The organism is Paenibacillus sp. FSL R10-2778 (assembly GCF_038593035.1).
GTDB lineage: Bacteria > Bacillota > Bacilli > Paenibacillales > Paenibacillaceae > Paenibacillus_AQ > Paenibacillus_AQ odorifer.
This window is the reverse complement of record NZ_CP151956.1, coordinates 2601959-2617721: the sequence shown is the minus strand read 5'-3', so window position 1 is coordinate 2617721 and position 15763 is coordinate 2601959. Positions and strand designations below refer to the sequence as shown.

Below are 15763 nucleotides of genomic sequence, written 5' to 3'. Positions count from 1 at the left end.
AAAAACCCACTATATGTATATTAGACATCACTATGAAGGAATCCTTTAGATTTCACAATATGCATAGCCGTGGACAAAAAAAAGCTTCCGAACTCAAAAAATGCTGAGCTCCGGAAGCAGTTACAATGAGGTGAGTCTTAGTGTTTACCTTTTGTGCCAGCAAGCTGTACGATCATAATGACAAGAACGAGCAAAGCAATGAGCTGATCAATACTCATCTGCGTCCGCCTCCTATCCCAAATGAAGGATGGCTCATCGGACGGCATTTCCTCTCCCAAGGACACTGCTTCGTTCCCCTTATACACACTATGTATCCTGCAGCCTATTTATTACTTAAAGAATGCCCTGCCCGTCCATACGTGCGAGTTCCTGCTCGACTTCATCCAGCTGATCTTCGCCAAATACTTTAAACCCATTTTTCCTCAACAGCTCCGTAGTGGTGCCCTCTCCCGGTGCTTTCGTATCTTTAAAGGTTCCATCATAAATATACAGGCTTCCGCATGAAGGACTGTCTTGTTTTAAAATAGCTAATGCAACCTGATGTTCCCTAGCCAGCTTTAGTGTGGCTTGAGCCCCCTTCATAAATGGCTCCGTAACATCGACGCCTGCCCCCGTCACTACCCGATCCCCTTGCCGCTGTGCGTCAGGACGAGGGGTTGGCAAACCTCCCACTACCTCTGGACAAATATGGACAAAACGCCCTTCCTCATACCACTTTAGGAATCGGGCATCGAGACACGGAACATCGCCATTATCATAACGTACTTTATGCCCTAACAGACATGCGCTCACTAGAATCTTCCCTGTCATCGTTATCGCCACCAGTCCGTCTAGTATTTAATATATTGCTATATTATTTATGACTAGAAACGGATATGCAATATCGAAATGCCTGTCCACGAAATGTTTGTGCTTGATACACAAAAGAAGACTCGTAGTACACATATAGAAAACCATTATTTCTGATATTGAGGGGTTTTCTCCATCCGATACCGGCTCCAGCAGGTCCATAATAAATCCGCCATAAAGTAGAACCCCACGATCGGAAGCACGAATTTCCAAATAGGCTGAACACCCGAATATAAAAGCTCCATAAGCGGCTGAATTACATAGACACTAGCTACTGAAAGCCCCCACCAATATAGAGAAAAACGCAGGCAAACATGCCCTTGCAGTTGATAAGACATTCCTGAGTAATCCCACCATTGCTTATGGAATACCGTTTTTAACAGCCAACCGCTTATAAATTCTACAGCAGAAGGAATGATTAGCGCAAGAAATAGGAAAAGCGGAAGTGGCAGCGTCAAATCTCGAGCAATCAATAGCAATAGTGGAGCAAAGCCGTACATCGGCTTAAATGGACCTTTTAGAAATCCTTCTTTGCGAAAGCTTCCATTACTGTATAGATTATAGGTCCCTTCCAATACCCAACCTAAAAAGGAATAGACCATAAAATAAAAAAAGTATTGGCCCACCACAGTAACTGCTATATCTCCACTTAACGAAAATATAGGAATAATCATGACCTAATCTCGCCTCCCGTTGTCATTATTTTCTTAGTTGTCCATCCGGCCCTATTATGTCTTGATCGTTCTGGAAATATGCGCACAAAAAAAGACATAACCCAAAAGGTTATGCCTCTATTCCAGAATTCCAGGAGTAAAAGTCTCCCACTTGTTACCTTCTAATTATTTATGCTCTTCTTCATGAGGTGTCGTCAGCAACTGATCGTCGTTTGGTTTCTTCAGTGCATCCATCTTAAGCTCACTGCGTACGCCAAAGTTTGAACCGTACTTTTTCTCAAAGTTTCCTGCTAGAGCCTCACCACGTTTTTGCCGGTAACGGCTGTTCTCATTCCGACTACGCATTCCATTTCCTCCCTGTTGGCAAAGATCTGTGAAATTTGCGAAAAGCTAAGACGAACTTGGAGAAAACACTCTGATGAGGTTGTACTTTTATTTATTATACAATACTTAAGTATATCATCAACAAAAACAGACTGTCCCCTAAAGGACAGCCTGTCTTCCGAATCATTTACTCCAAATTATCGGGAAGCGGATCTGGGTGTGAGGATTCAGCGGGTTTGGCTACCCACTCATCTGCCTCTGGCTCGATGTCTACACCGTTCTCCATCTTCTTAATTTCAGCTAATGAATCGCCTTCTTTATTTTCCTTGTTGCGGATTTCCGCTTCATCTTGTGTGTGATCGGACATGTGAAATCCTCCTCAGGTGCTTTGCTTTTTTTGTTCCTTAGTTATAGTTACCCGATGGAGTGTTTTGCAAACATAGTCCAATTAAAAGAATAATTTAAGGGTACATCATCCACGCTACAAGTGGGCCGATACAAGAGCCAACTACGGCGCAAACAGTCATCGCAACCGAGCTCATCGAAACGGATTGTTCACCATATTCCAAGGCCTTTGCTGTTCCTAGAGCATGTGAAGCGGTTCCTAGACCAATTCCGATTCCAACCTCACTACGAATTCTAAACAGTTTGATGATAAAAGGTCCGCCAATCGCACCTGTAAATCCAGCAATCATAACAAATACAGAGGTTAAAGAAGAGTCCCCACCTAAGCTGTTCGAGATCTGTATCGCTACAGGTGTAGTGATCGATTTAGGTAATAAAGATAAAACATATAATTTAGAGAAGCCTAGACCTGCCGCCAAAAGCAGTCCACTAAACATCCCTATAAGCAGACCTACAATGGCTCCGCCCAGAATTGCCGGGAGATTCTCAATCAACACATTACGTTGTTTATATAATGGGTAGGCTAACGATACTACAGCAGGACCGAGCAGCTGATTAATCCATTTGCCGCCTATCATATATGTATCATACGGAATATGAAAATATAGTAGTAAAGTTACAACAATCACTGTTGCTGTAAGCGCGGGAATAAGTACAGGAATACGAAATCGTCTATATACTACTGACATCATCAAATAAATAGCTACGTTAAGCAGTACAATACCTGTTGCGATAAAAAACATTATATTTCCTTCCCCTTTTCGCTTAGTCTCTTGCCGCTCCATCCCGCTTTCAGCTTGTTGTTTACGCTAGTAAGCCATTGGCTAGAATGTGCAGCTGCGGCAATCGTGAGAACACTGCTAACGATAAGGATTAGGATTAATAGTAAACCTCTACCACTAAAGATATCCATATGATTCACGATCCCAGCTGTCGCTGGAATAAAAAATAACGGAAGGTAAGCTAATATCGTTGTAGCACCCTCTTCAATCCACTTCACAGGCACGACCCTGAATAGCAATAGAACAAAAAGTAACAGTAATCCTACGATACTCCCGGAAACGGGGAGATGCAGTTGCTTTTGCAGATAGTCCCCAGCCAAGTAGAACAAATATAGCAGGAACACTTGGATAATAATGCGAATGATTTTCATGATGCAGGATCCCTTCATTATTAAGTTAAAGCGATAGCGCTAATATGGAGTCACCTTCATAAGGGTATCAGAGTTTTCATGAAACTTTCAATTACTTTTTGAATCTTATAAGAAATATCGCAAAAAAACCTGCAAAATCCCCAGAATACAGAGACTTTACAGGCTCAAAGATTAAGATTCAATTTCGTTAAACCCACTGAATCACTTGCTCTGCACCTTGACGCGTCTTACCACGTGGTTCGTTCAGGCGATATCCGAAAGCTGCCATACAGGAGATTCCAAAATGCTCAGCGTCCAAAATCCCTTCTTCTTCCAGAATCTGCTCAACCTTAGCTTTATCAAAACCTTCCATTGGGCAGGAGTCGATCCCGATTAACGCAGCTGAAGTCAGCATATTCCCAAGCGCCAGATAAGTCTGCCGGCAGCTCCATTCGAACATTGCCCGCTCATTCTCCATCAGTCCGAAATCAACCTTCAAGAACTTATCAAAAACTTTACGTTTTCCTTCCATTCCTTGCGGAGGCAACTCCTGCACATTCTCCATGATCCCTTTAATATAATCGGAGTCAGCAGCCATATCTTTAGGAAGACGTGAGAGAATAAGCACAAAATGGCTTGCGGTTGCCAATTGCTTTTGTGCGCCCCAGGCATAAGGACGTAATTTTTCACGTACTTCCGGACTTTGTACTACCACAAAACGCCAAGGCTCGAATCCGAATGAACTTGGTGACAATCGTCCAGTTTCCAGAATAAATTGAAAGTCCGATTCACTAATTTTTTTATGGCTATCGAATTCTTTAGTTGCATGTCTGAACTGATATGCAGACAGGATTTCATTCTTGTTTAACGATAAAGTATCCATGAGTAACACTCCCTTTACTTGGTTAGCATCGACGAGCATTTGACTGTTTGCCGATCACATGCTTAATATTAGTGTATATATCACTTCTTTAAAAGTACGCACAATAATGTTATGTAGTATACAAAATGATACCATGGGAGTTGAACAGCTATGCGTGACCGAAAAGGTGGCTTCGGAAATTTCCCGGAAAGCAACAAAGAAGCTTGCCCTGTGGAATTTACACTGGACGTTATAGGAGGCAAATGGAAAGGAATTCTCATCTATCACTTGATTGATGGCACGAAACGTTTTAACGAATTCCGCCGGATCTGCCCGGGTATTACCCAACGTATGCTGACCCTGCAACTAAGAGAGTTGGAAGAGGATGGGGTTGTACACCGTGAGGTCTACCATCAGGTTCCCCCAAAAGTCGAATACTCTTTAACTGAATTCGGCAAGACACTGATTCCTATTATTAAACTCATGAAAGATTGGGGCGAGGTGTACAAAACAAAACAGCTTTCCGCAGAAAGCTGTCCTGAAGGTACAGATATTACGGTGTAGCTCAATGCTGCACCTTTTATTTTTCCCCATTAAAAAACGCTGCAGCTTTTTCCTTATGTTCGTTGGTTACCTGACCGGATATCGCTTTAATGCCTGCTGCGATAATCGCTGCATCATCTGTAAATCCAAGGCCTAGAATCGCATCGGGTATAGCATCTATAGGAGAAATAAAATAAGCCAATGCACCGAAAGCAATTCCTTTCGCCCATAAAGGTGTTTTAGCGTCGACGGCACAATAATACATCGCGATAGCATCTTTAGTAAATGGAATTTTGCCTGCAAACTTTTTAGTTTTCGTCCAAAAATTTTTCGTTACCATTTCCTCATTTTCTTTGCTATATGGAAATTCCTCTGCAGTGAGCTCCATGCTATTCTTGACCTTATCTTTCTTCATTGCCGGTTCCCTCCGAAAGGTTCATATGACGTACATACCTATACCTAAAGTATTCCCTCAATTGAGGTTTATATCTTTAAGATAAACTAAAGTCCGTATCCTGAACCTACTTACGATTAATTGATCGCTTTGATTTTCGTTAAATCGCTGCTGCATAACACTTCAAGATTCTTAAAGATTCGCTCAGCATCCCAATCCCACCACTTCAGCGCTTCAAGATATTCGATCATTTCATCATCAAAACGTTGTCTAATCACTTTGCAGGGATTTCCTCCAGCTACACTATACGCCGGGATATCCTTTACAACTGTAGAATTGGCTGCGATAACTGCTCCGTTTCCAATATGCACACCTGGCATAACCGTAACATTTTGTCCAATCCAAACGTCGTTTCCGATGACTGTATCACCTTTTAGCGGCAGATCTTTTAAATCCGGGACCGCCTGTTCCCAGCCATGGGCCATGATGTTAAACGGATAGGTCGAAACCGAATTCATCCGGTGGTTGGCGCCATTCATGACAAATTCAATGCCTTTGGCAATCGCGCAGAATTTTCCAATAATAAGCTTATCGCCAATAAAATCATAATGATGAGTCACACGTTCCTCAAACTTCTCTGCACCGTTTATATCATCATAATAGGTATAATCGCCAACAATGATATTGTCTCTTGTAATCGCATTTTTTATATAGCAGATACTTTTAATTTGTTCATTGGGATAGAGCGTATTCGGGTTCGGTCCATATTGTTTCATAGTTTGCGCCTCGCTCTCTTTTGGATAAAACATAGCAGAGATCAGAGCTGAATTCAAATCATGTACGATTCATAAACATAAAAAGGCGGCTACCTGCCGGTAACCGCCTATCTTTTATCTACTTATATTGTTAAAGCTCGTTCTGCTTCTACTTCTACCTCTATCTTTTCGATAAAACCTCAGCCTCATACTGTTTCACTTCATTTAGCCAGCTTTCCCGGACCGGTACGCCATTCTTCGCACAATAATAATCCCAAATGGCTCCAAACGGATACGATTTAAATTCCTCGACCAAGGCAAGTCTTGAAGTGTAATCTCCATCCAGCTCAATTTGCTTCAATTGCTCGATTGGCTCCAGCATAGCACGAAGCAAAGCTTTTAATGTATTTCGTGTTCCGATCACCCAAGCAGCAACATGATTGATGCTTCCGTCAAAAAAATCTAATCCAATATGCGTTCTGTCCAGAAACTGACCACGAACCAGTTCACGGGCAATCTCGAGCAGCTCATCGTCCATAGTTACCACATGATCACTATCCCAGCGTACTGGACGGCTAACATGCAGCAGTAATTGATCCCCAAACAGCAGCCAGGAAGACAGCTTATTCGAAATCGTCTCGGTTGGATGGAAATGCCCAGCATCGAAGCACACCGCCTTACCCCGGCTTAGCGCATAACCCATATAGAATTCATGTGAGCCAACCACGTAACTTTCCGAACCAATACCAAACAGCTTACTTTCTACAGCATCAATGTTATATTGCTGATCGATTTCCTCGCTGAAGATTTCATCGAGTGACTGCTGAAGCCGTACCCTTGGTGACAAGCGGTCGATCGGCGTATCTTTATAACCATCTGGAACCCAAAAATTAGTGACACAAGGCTGACCTAATGCTTGACCAAAGGACTCGGCGATTCGACGTGAGGCCTTGCAATGAGCGATCCAGAAGTTGCGGATCTCAGGATCTGGGTGACTCAATGTGAAGCCATCATTTGCTTTTTCATGAGAAAAACAGGTAGGATTGAAATCCAATCCGAGTCCCTGCTCTTTGGCCCAGCTCACCCAGCGCTCAAAATGCTTAGGCTCTAACGCGTCGAGATCTACAGTCTCTTCTGTATCCGCATAAATAGCATGTAAATTTATTTTATGTTGCCCTGGGATGAGTGCTAGAGCCTGTTCCAAATCCCGGCGCAGCTCCTCCGGATTCCCGGCCCGCCCCGGGTAACTTCCGGTGACTGCGATCCCGCCGCTCAGTTCTTTTTCCTTATTCAAAAAACCCTTCACATCATCACCTTGCCAACAATGCAAAGAAATCTTAATTTCCGCTAGCTGCTCCAACACCTTATCTACTTCGATCCCATGCTGTGCGTAAAGCTTTTTCGCTTCATTGTAGCTGTTCTGAATGCTCTGTAAGCTCTCTTTACTCTGCTCCATGTTTGAGCCTCCTGATTTTTAACTTAGTGTGTTTTAGATGAGGCATTTTTGCCTCTTCTTAGCTCGCGTTCCGCAAAACGAAGCTACTAATTAACGACCTGCAGCCGGGCGAACTGTGCCAAAGCCGCTTTTTTGGTCGTGGGGTCCATCCCCTTCGGTATATAAGATGTTACTTGGAATGAACGACTTATAATTTCTCTCGCCTCTTGAAGATCAGTTACAGCACCCGTGCTGATCATCTGCACCACCAGATTGCCTAATGCCGTAGATTCCGTTGGTCCGGCGTGAATTTCCATCTCCAACAGATCTGCCGTAATCTGACACAACAGGCCGTTATTCGCACCTCCGCCAACGATATGCAACCTCTCTAAGTTGTCACCCGTCAATTGCTGGAGATCCTGAATGTAGAAATAATATGATAAAGCAAGACTATCAAATACACATCGAGCCATTTCCCCAGGTGTTTGAGGGACCAACTGTCCTGCTTCCACACAATAGCTGCGGATCTCGTCAATCATGCTCTGTGGATTCATGAACCGTTCATCATTGCAATAAATGATCGATCTAAAAGGGATTTCTTGTGCTGCCAGCTCTACCAGCTCGCCGAAGCTGTATTGTCCGCCGTACTCCTCACGAACCTTTTGAATCAACCACATGCCCATAATGTTTTTAAGAAACCGGAATGATCCGTAGGCTCCCCATTCATTCGTATAGTTGCGTAACATAGCCTCTGGACTAGTGATGGCTGAACTCCGTTCCACCCCGATGAGTGACCAAGTACCACTACTGAGAAATCCCCATTTCTCGCTGTTTGCCGGAACCCCTAGTACAGCTGATGCTGTATCATGAGAGGCTACTGCTATGAACTTGCAATCTGGAAGATCGCCGCGAGCCGCCAAGTCTTCCGTCAACCTCCCAACGGGTTCCCCAGGTTCTGTTAAGGGAGGGAATTGCTCTTTTGAAAGACCAAGCACCGACAGAAGATCCTCATCGTAATCACGAGTGTGAAGATTCAGCATCCCAGAGGTGGAACCTATCGTCACTTCACTAATCTTGCGACCCGTAAGCCGATAATAAAGATAATCAGGAACCAGGAGGATGGAATGTGCAGCTTCCAGCTCCGCCTGATCATGCACAAACAGCTGATACAACGTATTAATCGGGAGATATTGTATCCCCACTTTTCCGTAAACGCTTTCAGTTGAGATGTTACGATGCAGCCTCTCTATCGCTCCATCCGTTCGGGAGTCACGATAAGAAAAAACCTCATGGATCCGCGCTCCCTCCTGATCGAGAAGTACATAATCGACACCCCAAGTATCGATGCCCACGGTGCAGCGCTCGATCCCTCTAACCTTGGCGTGCTGTAAGCCTTTGACGATTTCAGCAACTAAATAATCTATATCCCAATAAAGATTACCATTTTGTTCAGCGAATCCATTACTGAAGCGATGAATTTCTTCTATAGACAGGGTTCCTCCCGGCTGCTGCAAGGTTCCACAGACCACTCTCCCACTAGAGGCTCCGATATCAACAGCAATATGCTTCTGCATTTGATTATGAGCTTGTGTATTCATCCCTATACAACACTCCTTATCTCCTATCAGCCTACTAGCAAAGCGAATACGATTCCTGGACCATGCACGCCTATCGTCAGATCATTCTCAATATCCGCTGAACGGCTAGGTCCGGAGATAAAATGAATGCCCGCCGGCAGCCCCGACGGCCCAGCTTCATCAAAATCAATAAGCACCTCACCGAGACGAGTCTTCAGCCGCTCCAATGGAACGATGGCAATTAATGCGGTAGGCAATAAGCTGACTGAACGGCCTTTATCCTCAGAGGACAGCACAGTAATGGAGCCTGTATAGGCAACTGCATAATCCGCAATCACAATTCCAATATCAGCCTCGGCTGCCCTAGCTTTCCATGCCTCCTGATCATCCGTATTCCAGACAGACACCCGTGTATCTGTGAGTTCCTCCTCTAGTCGAAGTGCTGCTAGCTCGGTGACATTTTGCCGGAGAATATACCGTGCGAGCATCTCATCCGCTTTGCTGACGATAAAAGCCTTGGCTTCATCCATATCCTGCACACGAAATACATGGCCACCGGCGCTTTGAAAATTCGCCGTAAATTGTTCAATCCTTTCCTCCGGACTCCACTTGAATTGCTGCCAGTACTGCGGTGCGCCGCGAAAAGGGTGTGCGGGAGCTTCAGTAATTCTCGGCCGCTTCAGGCGGCGAGCGATATCATTCATGAATCCCTGCTGCTTTTCACGTGAATCCTGCTCCATACGTTCCAACCAGTTACTGTGCGTCTCTTCAGTCATGCCCGGCCTCTCCTTCCAGCTCTTCCCGCTTCCGCTTCGCTAGTAAATCTTCCATTCGCTTCTGTATCGCCGGGTCCATTTCGCGACTGTTCTTGTCTAGCTCCTGTTGCAGCCCCTTCCAGCTCTCACGGAAGGATTGATCTGCCAGCTTCGGGGCGATCCGATAATTGTTCCAGCCTTTCAGCGGCCCCAGTTTCGACGGAATTCCTCCGTCTCGCACGAGCAGCTTTTGCCCGATTCTACCTACCTTCATCACATTACTAAATCGCTGTGACTTCGCCATAATCGCCCCAAAACCCTTCATGCCGAGACCTTCTGCCTTATCCCCATAACCACGTTCAACCTTCCGCCGCCGTAAATAGATGAGCATATCATGCAGAGGAATTTTGACCGGACAGGCTTCATAACATGCTCCGCACAGGCTAGAGGCTGAGGCGATGTCATCCCATTGATCTACATTTTTATTCAGCGCCGGGGTCAACACCGCTCCTATAGGTCCGCTATACGTTCCCCCATATGCATGACCGCCAATATGACGGTAGACAGGACAAGCATTCAGACAAGCTCCACAGCGGATGCAATTCAGCAGCTCCTGAAACTCAGGATCGCCTAGCTGCTCAGATCGGCCATTATCAAGAATAATAATATGCTGCTCTTCCGGCCCATCACCATCGTTGGTTCTGCGGGGACCAGAAATACCCGACATATATACCGTTAACTTCTGCCCTGTTGCCGAACGAGGCAACAATGTAGCCATCACTTCAAGATCACTCCACGAAGGAATAATCCGCTCCATCCCCATCAGGGTAATTTGTGTTTTCGGTAAAGTGGTGACCATACGGGCGTTGCCTTCATTCTCGAACAGCACCATCGAACCCGTCTCTGCAATAGCAAAGTTACAGCCAGTCATTCCGATATCCGCATCAAGGAACTTCTCTCTCAGCTTTCGCCGTACAAATCCAGCAAGGATAGTAGTTTCAGGCAAAAGCTCCTCCCCTGCCTCTTTGGACAACAGCTCGGCAATCTGGTAGCGGTTCTTATGAATCGCCGGAATAATGATATGTGACGGGGTTTCCCCGGCAAGCTGGATAATATACTCCCCCAGATCCGTCTCTATGGTCTCCACACCAATGGATTCCAGCGCCTTATTTAAATGCAGCTCCTCAGTAACCATTGATTTGGATTTGACCACAGAAGCTGCCTGTTTTCGCTGCGCGATTTCAAGGGCAATCTTCACAGCCTCTTCACCCGTTGCTGCAAAATGAATATGTGTGCCGTTTGCTCTTGCCTTGTCTGCAAAAAGGTTCAAATAGTAATCAAGATGGGCGATCGTGTGTAGACGGATTTGCCGCCCACGTTCACGCCACTCTTCCCAGTGGCCATGATCGTTAGCCGCTTTTTGTTTTCCATCACGCAGTCTCTCCGTGGTAAAACGAACAGCCTTGCGTAAAAAGTCATTATTCAGTGCCAAGTCTGCACGCTCTTTTACTGTTGCTGGCTTTCCATTCTCTGAACTCGCCGTGGAATTGGTGGTGGCTTGGCTCATTTATCAGTCACCCCCTCATATAGCAGTTCTGCTAAATGCATAACTCGAACGGGTTCGCGGCGGTAACGCAGATTCCCGGCAATATTCATCAGACAACCCATATCCAGACCCGTTAGGATTTCTGCTTCCGTCTCCAGCACATGATCTGATTTCTCAGTGACCATCGCCCCGGAGATATCAGACATTTTCACGGCAAAGGTTCCACCAAACCCACAGCAGTCCTCAGCAAAAGGCAGTGGTACCAGCTCCATCGCCTTCACATTTTGCATAAGCTGCATAGGTTCGTCGCGAATCCCTAGAATCCTTGTGCCATGACAGGAAGGATGATAGGTAACCTTATGCGGAAACACTGCTCCTAGATCAGTTACGCCAAGCACCTGCACCATAAACTGGCTGAATTCATAGGATTTACGTTGCAAATTCTGCGCCTTGACCAGATTAACCGGATCATCCTGAAACAGCTTAGGGTAATGATGAAGCATCCCCGTACAGGATCCGGAAGGTGCAATGACAAAATCACTGTCATCGAAGGCCTGCAGAATCGTAAGTGCAGCTTGCCGCGCTTCATTCCAATATCCACTGTTGTACGCAGGCTGTCCGCAGCAGGTCTGCACCTCCGGGAACTCCAGCTGTACGCCATATCTGGCCAGCAGACGAGCCATGGCTTCCCCGACCTTCGGGAACACGGCATCGCTGACGCAAGTTATAAACATCGATACCTTCATGCCTTCACCTCCTGCACAACTATTTACTACACCGTCGTTATTGCGATGTTCAGCTTCTGCAACTGCTTCATTTGTTCTTCAACAGGGCTGTAATCCGTTATTAGAACATCCACATCACTAGGAGCCGCAAAATGTGTGAACGCTTGAATTCCGAATTTACTGGAATCGCATAATAAGATCACTTGCTCCGCTATAGAAATCATCTTTCGTTTCACCATAGCTTGCAGCTCATTTGATTCACTAGCGCCACGTTCGAGATGAAATCCTTTGCAGGAAAAAAACATTTTATCCACGTGATACAATTCAAGCGAACGTTCTGCTAAATGACCCACATAGGACATTGATCTGCGGCTCAGTTGCCCGCCTGTAGAAAAGACCTCGATCCGCTCCTTCCCGCTTAACTCTGCTGCCACTCTAGTAGAATTGGTCAACACAGTGAGCGGCATATCCGGCAAATGCGAAGCCATATACCAAGCCGTTGTACTGGCATCCAGTAAAATCCGATCGCCCGGCTTAATCATCATTACCGCCTCACGGGCAATCCGCTGTTTCTCCGCTGCATTCATGATTTCTCGTTCGGCATAAGGAGTCTCCGGTTGCCGGTCACGCAGGCTAACTGCTCCGCCATGCGAACGCAGTAGCCGCCCCGCTTTTTCCAATCGATCCAGATCGCGGCGAATGGTTTCTTCCGTCACTTGGCATAATGTACTCAATTCTGAGACACGGATGCTGCCGCGTTCATTCACTAGTTCTACGATTCGTTCATATCTGTCTGCAATCAGCATGATTTCCCTCCGTTATCCCTATCTATATTCAAGCTACTTCTTATCTAGTAAAAGCTGCTGGCACTCCACCGTCGATTGTCAGCATACAACCCGTAGTTTTCTCTGACTTGGAAGAAGCAAAAAAAGCAACGCCTTCGGCAATATCACGTGGATAAATATTAACTAGCAGCGTCGTGCGTTTACGGTAATGCTCCTCTAATTGATCCGGCTCAATCCCGTAAGCAGCCGCCCGTTCATTACGCCAGTTCGAATTCCAGATGGCTGATCCTTGTAGAATTGCATCGGGCAGAATCGTATTGGCACGGATGCCAAACTCTCCACCTTCAGCTGCTATGCAGCGGGCCAGATGGGCTTCGAGCGCCTTGGCAGAACTGTAAGCCGAGACGCTTTTACCTGCAAAAATAGAATTTTTGGAGCCGATGAATACCATGCTGCCTCCGATTTTTTGCTCCTTCATCACTTTAAAAGCTTCGCGTGCAACGAGAAAATATCCTGTGCCCAGCACAGAAATATTCAAATTCCACTCTTTCAATGAAGTCTCATCAAACGGACTGGAGGTTGCAAGCCCAGCATTATTAACAATAATATCGACCCCGCCATAAAAAAGGGCTGTCTCCGCATAAGCTGCAGTTACCTGCTCTTCCTGAGTTACGTCCATTTTAACGGCGAATGCACGATTTTCACCATACTTAGCATTAATCTCTTCCGCTACTTTTTGTGCCCCCTCCAGATTGAGATCTGCCAATACAACATGCGCTCCTTCTGATACTAAACGACGAGCCGTCTCACTCCCAATTCCCCCGGCACCACCTGTAATAAAGGCAACTTTACGGGAGAACTCCGCTTCTGCCGGAGCCAAGGATAATTTATATAATTCCAAGGGCCAATATTCCACATTGTACGATTCATTCTCACTAAGAGAGACGAAATCTCCCAGCGCAGTAGCTCCGCGCATAACAGCAATCGCCCGGTGATACAAGGCTCCGCTGATCTTAGAATTGCTCCAGCTTTTACCTGTGTTGATCATGCCCACGCCAGGGATCAGGATCACACGTGGCGCAGCCTCGAACATTACATCGCCTTCATGTTTATTACGGTCGAAGTACGCTTTGTACTGCTCCTTATAAGCGCTAATCGCTTCGCTCAGCTTCGCCTTCAAGCCATCGATATCATTGGTATTTGGCTCCCACGCAACAAAAAGCGGCTTCATTTTGGTATGTACCAAATGATCTGGACAAGCTGCGCCTACACCGGATAACTTCTCCGAGTCAGCCCCTCCTACAAAACGCAGCACATCCTCCGCATCGTCGAAGGTCAAAATCATTTTACGCTCATCGCTGACCGCGCCTCTGATCAGTGGCATCACTGCCGCCGCTACATCCCGCCGCTCTGCTTCCGGAAGTGCTTCCGATTTGCGGCCGCCAAATAGGTTCTGATCTTCAATTCTTTCTTCAATATAACTTTCCGCTTCGTTAATTATGGAGATTGTTTTGGCATAACAAGATTCAGGTGTATCCCCCCAAGTCACGAGACCGTGTTTCTCCATCAGCACTAATTCAGCTTTAGGGTTTGCGAGCACACCTTCGGCAATCATTTTGGATAAAGTGAAGCCTGGACGGATGTATGGCACCCATACGAAACGATCCCCATAAATCTCACGGGCAATTTTCTTACCGTTATGAGCGCAGCATAAACTGATAATGGCATCTGGATGCGTATGATCCACATGCTTGAAAGGTAAAAATGCATGCAGTAACGTTTCGATAGAAGCACGCGGATGTTTAGGATCAATCATACAATTTGCGAGATAAGCTACCATCTCTTCATCTGGCATTTCATCACGTTCAAATAACGGGGCAATATCCTGAAGCCTTAGTCCGGTAAAGTTGCCTGCTTTCATCGTAGCAAGGTCAGAGCCGCTGCCCTTTACCCACATTACTTCTACCTCACGCCCGCGAAAATCCAATTCTATCGTTTTGCTGGAGGTATTCCCTCCGCCAAAGTTACAGACTCTGCGATCTTCGCCCAGCAGATTAGAGCGGAACACTAGTGCATCCAATCCCCCGTTTAATTTCGTTTTCTGAGATGAATCCCATAAGTTTTGTACCATTTGTGAATACCTCCGTTTTTGAATGTTTGTTTTTTTGTTTATTTTTGTTTGTTTTGATTTTAAACTATTTGTTTGTGTTTGAATAGAGCGCTTTCATCAAAATTTTAATTTTTTTTCACATTTTAGACGAATCTCCATTGGATGAACTACAATAACATCGCGAATAACAAAAAAGAGCTGCCTCTTGGCAACTCCTCCCCTATTTTTCACACCAGCTTAAAGGGTGATCCAGTAGTTACATTTTTCATTCTCAATGCCATGTAGTATTCCTTTGTTCGCTTCAATAACCTTTCTCGAAGATATATTGTCCGGCTCACAAGTCAGCATGACCTTATCAATCCCCATGTCCGCAGCTTTATTTAACAGCTCTGCCAAAAAAATCGTACCATAACCCTTTCCTCTTTCACTGGGTCTGATACTATAACCGATGTGTCCACCGGACTTCCTCAATTGATCATTTAAGGAATGTCTTAGTTTTCCGACACCAACAGGATAAGTGTCAATCAGTAACCAGTAGTTGGTTTGTGCTACATACTGTGGCGGAAGATTATCACCTTGTGAAAGTGCTATCCGATCCCGGATGAAATCAGGAAATTGACTGTAAGCCAGATCAAATCCGTTATTGACGAATCCATTCTCCCCCGGACCTATCTCCACAATCAGCTCAAAAATATCGCGTCCATCTGAAACACTAGCTTCCTTTAGCTCAACGAGCATAATCATCCCCACCTAGAACGTTATTAATAACTTCCCTATCAAAATTTACCGCAAAAGAGACCGGCATGCATTATTTAATTGCACATTCTACAACTAAAATGAACTTCAATGCTCACGCCTAATGTGTTAAGTGTACTTTGTGCAATTAAATTCG

Annotated in this window: 19 protein-coding genes; 1 reads left to right on the top strand and 18 read right to left on the bottom strand. The window is 45.4% G+C overall.

The features are described 5' to 3' along the window. Positions 1 to 137: 137 nt before the first annotated feature. The 8 genes from NST40_RS11365 to NST40_RS11330 all read right to left on the bottom strand — a co-directional run bounded on the left by NST40_RS11365 (position 138) and on the right by NST40_RS11330 (position 4267). The gene (locus NST40_RS11365) at positions 138 to 284 is read right to left on the bottom strand and encodes a hypothetical protein (protein ID WP_155288116.1); all 147 of its coding nucleotides are present in this window, start codon (positions 282 to 284) and stop codon (positions 138 to 140) included. Positions 285 to 333: 49 nt separating this feature from the next. Then, positions 334 to 810 carry a DUF523 domain-containing protein gene (locus NST40_RS11360; protein WP_076186997.1) on the bottom strand — a complete coding sequence of 159 codons (477 nt, stop codon included), beginning with the start codon at positions 808 to 810 and terminating at the stop codon, positions 334 to 336. Between the two features lie 146 nt (positions 811 to 956). Then, positions 957 to 1523 carry a putative ABC transporter permease gene (locus NST40_RS11355; RefSeq protein WP_076218747.1) on the bottom strand — a complete coding sequence of 189 codons (567 nt, stop codon included), beginning with the start codon at positions 1521 to 1523 and terminating at the stop codon, positions 957 to 959. Positions 1524 to 1688: 165 nt separating this feature from the next. Beyond that, positions 1689 to 1868, bottom strand: coding sequence for a hypothetical protein (locus NST40_RS11350; protein WP_076218748.1), 180 nt, complete (start codon positions 1866 to 1868; stop codon positions 1689 to 1691). Positions 1869 to 2034: 166 nt separating this feature from the next. Next, entirely contained in the window at positions 2035 to 2214 is a 180-nt protein-coding gene (locus NST40_RS11345; RefSeq protein ID WP_036689781.1) for a hypothetical protein, read from the bottom strand. A 94-nt stretch (positions 2215 to 2308) separates the two neighbouring features. Then, a complete protein-coding gene (locus NST40_RS11340) occupies positions 2309 to 2995 on the bottom strand; it encodes an LrgB family protein (protein WP_076130346.1) in 687 nt (228 codons plus the stop codon). After that, positions 2995 to 3405, bottom strand: coding sequence for a CidA/LrgA family holin-like protein (locus NST40_RS11335; RefSeq protein ID WP_036689778.1), 411 nt, complete (start codon positions 3403 to 3405; stop codon positions 2995 to 2997). Before NST40_RS11335 ends, NST40_RS11340 begins: the two co-directional genes overlap by 1 nt. A gap of 187 nt (positions 3406 to 3592) precedes the next feature. Then, positions 3593 to 4267, bottom strand: coding sequence for an NAD(P)H-dependent oxidoreductase (locus tag NST40_RS11330; protein WP_076130347.1), 675 nt, complete (start codon positions 4265 to 4267; stop codon positions 3593 to 3595). Between the two features lie 150 nt (positions 4268 to 4417). Between NST40_RS11330 and NST40_RS11325 the strand changes: the two genes are divergently transcribed. After that, positions 4418 to 4810, top strand: a complete 393-nt coding sequence (locus NST40_RS11325; RefSeq protein ID WP_076130348.1) for a helix-turn-helix domain-containing protein — start codon at positions 4418 to 4420, stop codon at positions 4808 to 4810. 16 nt (positions 4811 to 4826) lie between these two features. Here the strand turns inward: NST40_RS11325 and NST40_RS11320 are convergent, their stop codons facing one another. The 10 genes from NST40_RS11320 to NST40_RS11275 all read right to left on the bottom strand — a co-directional run bounded on the left by NST40_RS11320 (position 4827) and on the right by NST40_RS11275 (position 15609). Then, complete coding sequence (locus NST40_RS11320) at positions 4827 to 5204, bottom strand: YkvA family protein (RefSeq protein WP_081387669.1); 378 nt, start codon at positions 5202 to 5204, stop codon at positions 4827 to 4829. A 116-nt stretch (positions 5205 to 5320) separates the two neighbouring features. Beyond that, positions 5321 to 5959, bottom strand: coding sequence for a Vat family streptogramin A O-acetyltransferase (locus NST40_RS11315; protein ID WP_076130349.1), 639 nt, complete (start codon positions 5957 to 5959; stop codon positions 5321 to 5323). A gap of 160 nt (positions 5960 to 6119) precedes the next feature. Further along, a complete protein-coding gene (gene rhaA / locus NST40_RS11310; RefSeq protein ID WP_076218752.1) occupies positions 6120 to 7394 on the bottom strand; it encodes an L-rhamnose isomerase in 1275 nt (424 codons plus the stop codon). Between the two features lie 86 nt (positions 7395 to 7480). Beyond that, a complete protein-coding gene (gene rhaB / locus NST40_RS11305) occupies positions 7481 to 8971 on the bottom strand; it encodes a rhamnulokinase (RefSeq protein ID WP_256719100.1) in 1491 nt (496 codons plus the stop codon). Positions 8972 to 8997: 26 nt separating this feature from the next. After that, positions 8998 to 9726 (bottom strand): lactate utilization protein, encoded by a 729-nt coding sequence (locus tag NST40_RS11300; RefSeq protein WP_076277959.1) that lies wholly within the window; start codon positions 9724 to 9726, stop codon positions 8998 to 9000. Further along, a complete protein-coding gene (locus tag NST40_RS11295) occupies positions 9719 to 11272 on the bottom strand; it encodes a LutB/LldF family L-lactate oxidation iron-sulfur protein (protein WP_076277958.1) in 1554 nt (517 codons plus the stop codon). Before NST40_RS11295 ends, NST40_RS11300 begins: the two co-directional genes overlap by 8 nt. Continuing rightward, entirely contained in the window at positions 11269 to 11997 is a 729-nt protein-coding gene (locus NST40_RS11290; protein WP_036689769.1) for a (Fe-S)-binding protein, read from the bottom strand. The genes NST40_RS11295 and NST40_RS11290 overlap by 4 nt, the downstream gene beginning before the upstream one ends. Before the next feature lie 26 nt (positions 11998 to 12023). Further along, positions 12024 to 12782 carry a DeoR/GlpR family DNA-binding transcription regulator gene (locus tag NST40_RS11285; protein WP_036689767.1) on the bottom strand — a complete coding sequence of 253 codons (759 nt, stop codon included), beginning with the start codon at positions 12780 to 12782 and terminating at the stop codon, positions 12024 to 12026. A 40-nt stretch (positions 12783 to 12822) separates the two neighbouring features. After that, the gene (locus NST40_RS11280) at positions 12823 to 14892 is read right to left on the bottom strand and encodes a bifunctional aldolase/short-chain dehydrogenase (RefSeq protein WP_342410685.1); all 2070 of its coding nucleotides are present in this window, start codon (positions 14890 to 14892) and stop codon (positions 12823 to 12825) included. Between the two features lie 216 nt (positions 14893 to 15108). Continuing rightward, entirely contained in the window at positions 15109 to 15609 is a 501-nt protein-coding gene (locus NST40_RS11275; protein WP_342410684.1) for a GNAT family N-acetyltransferase, read from the bottom strand. Positions 15610 to 15763 lie beyond the last annotated feature (154 nt).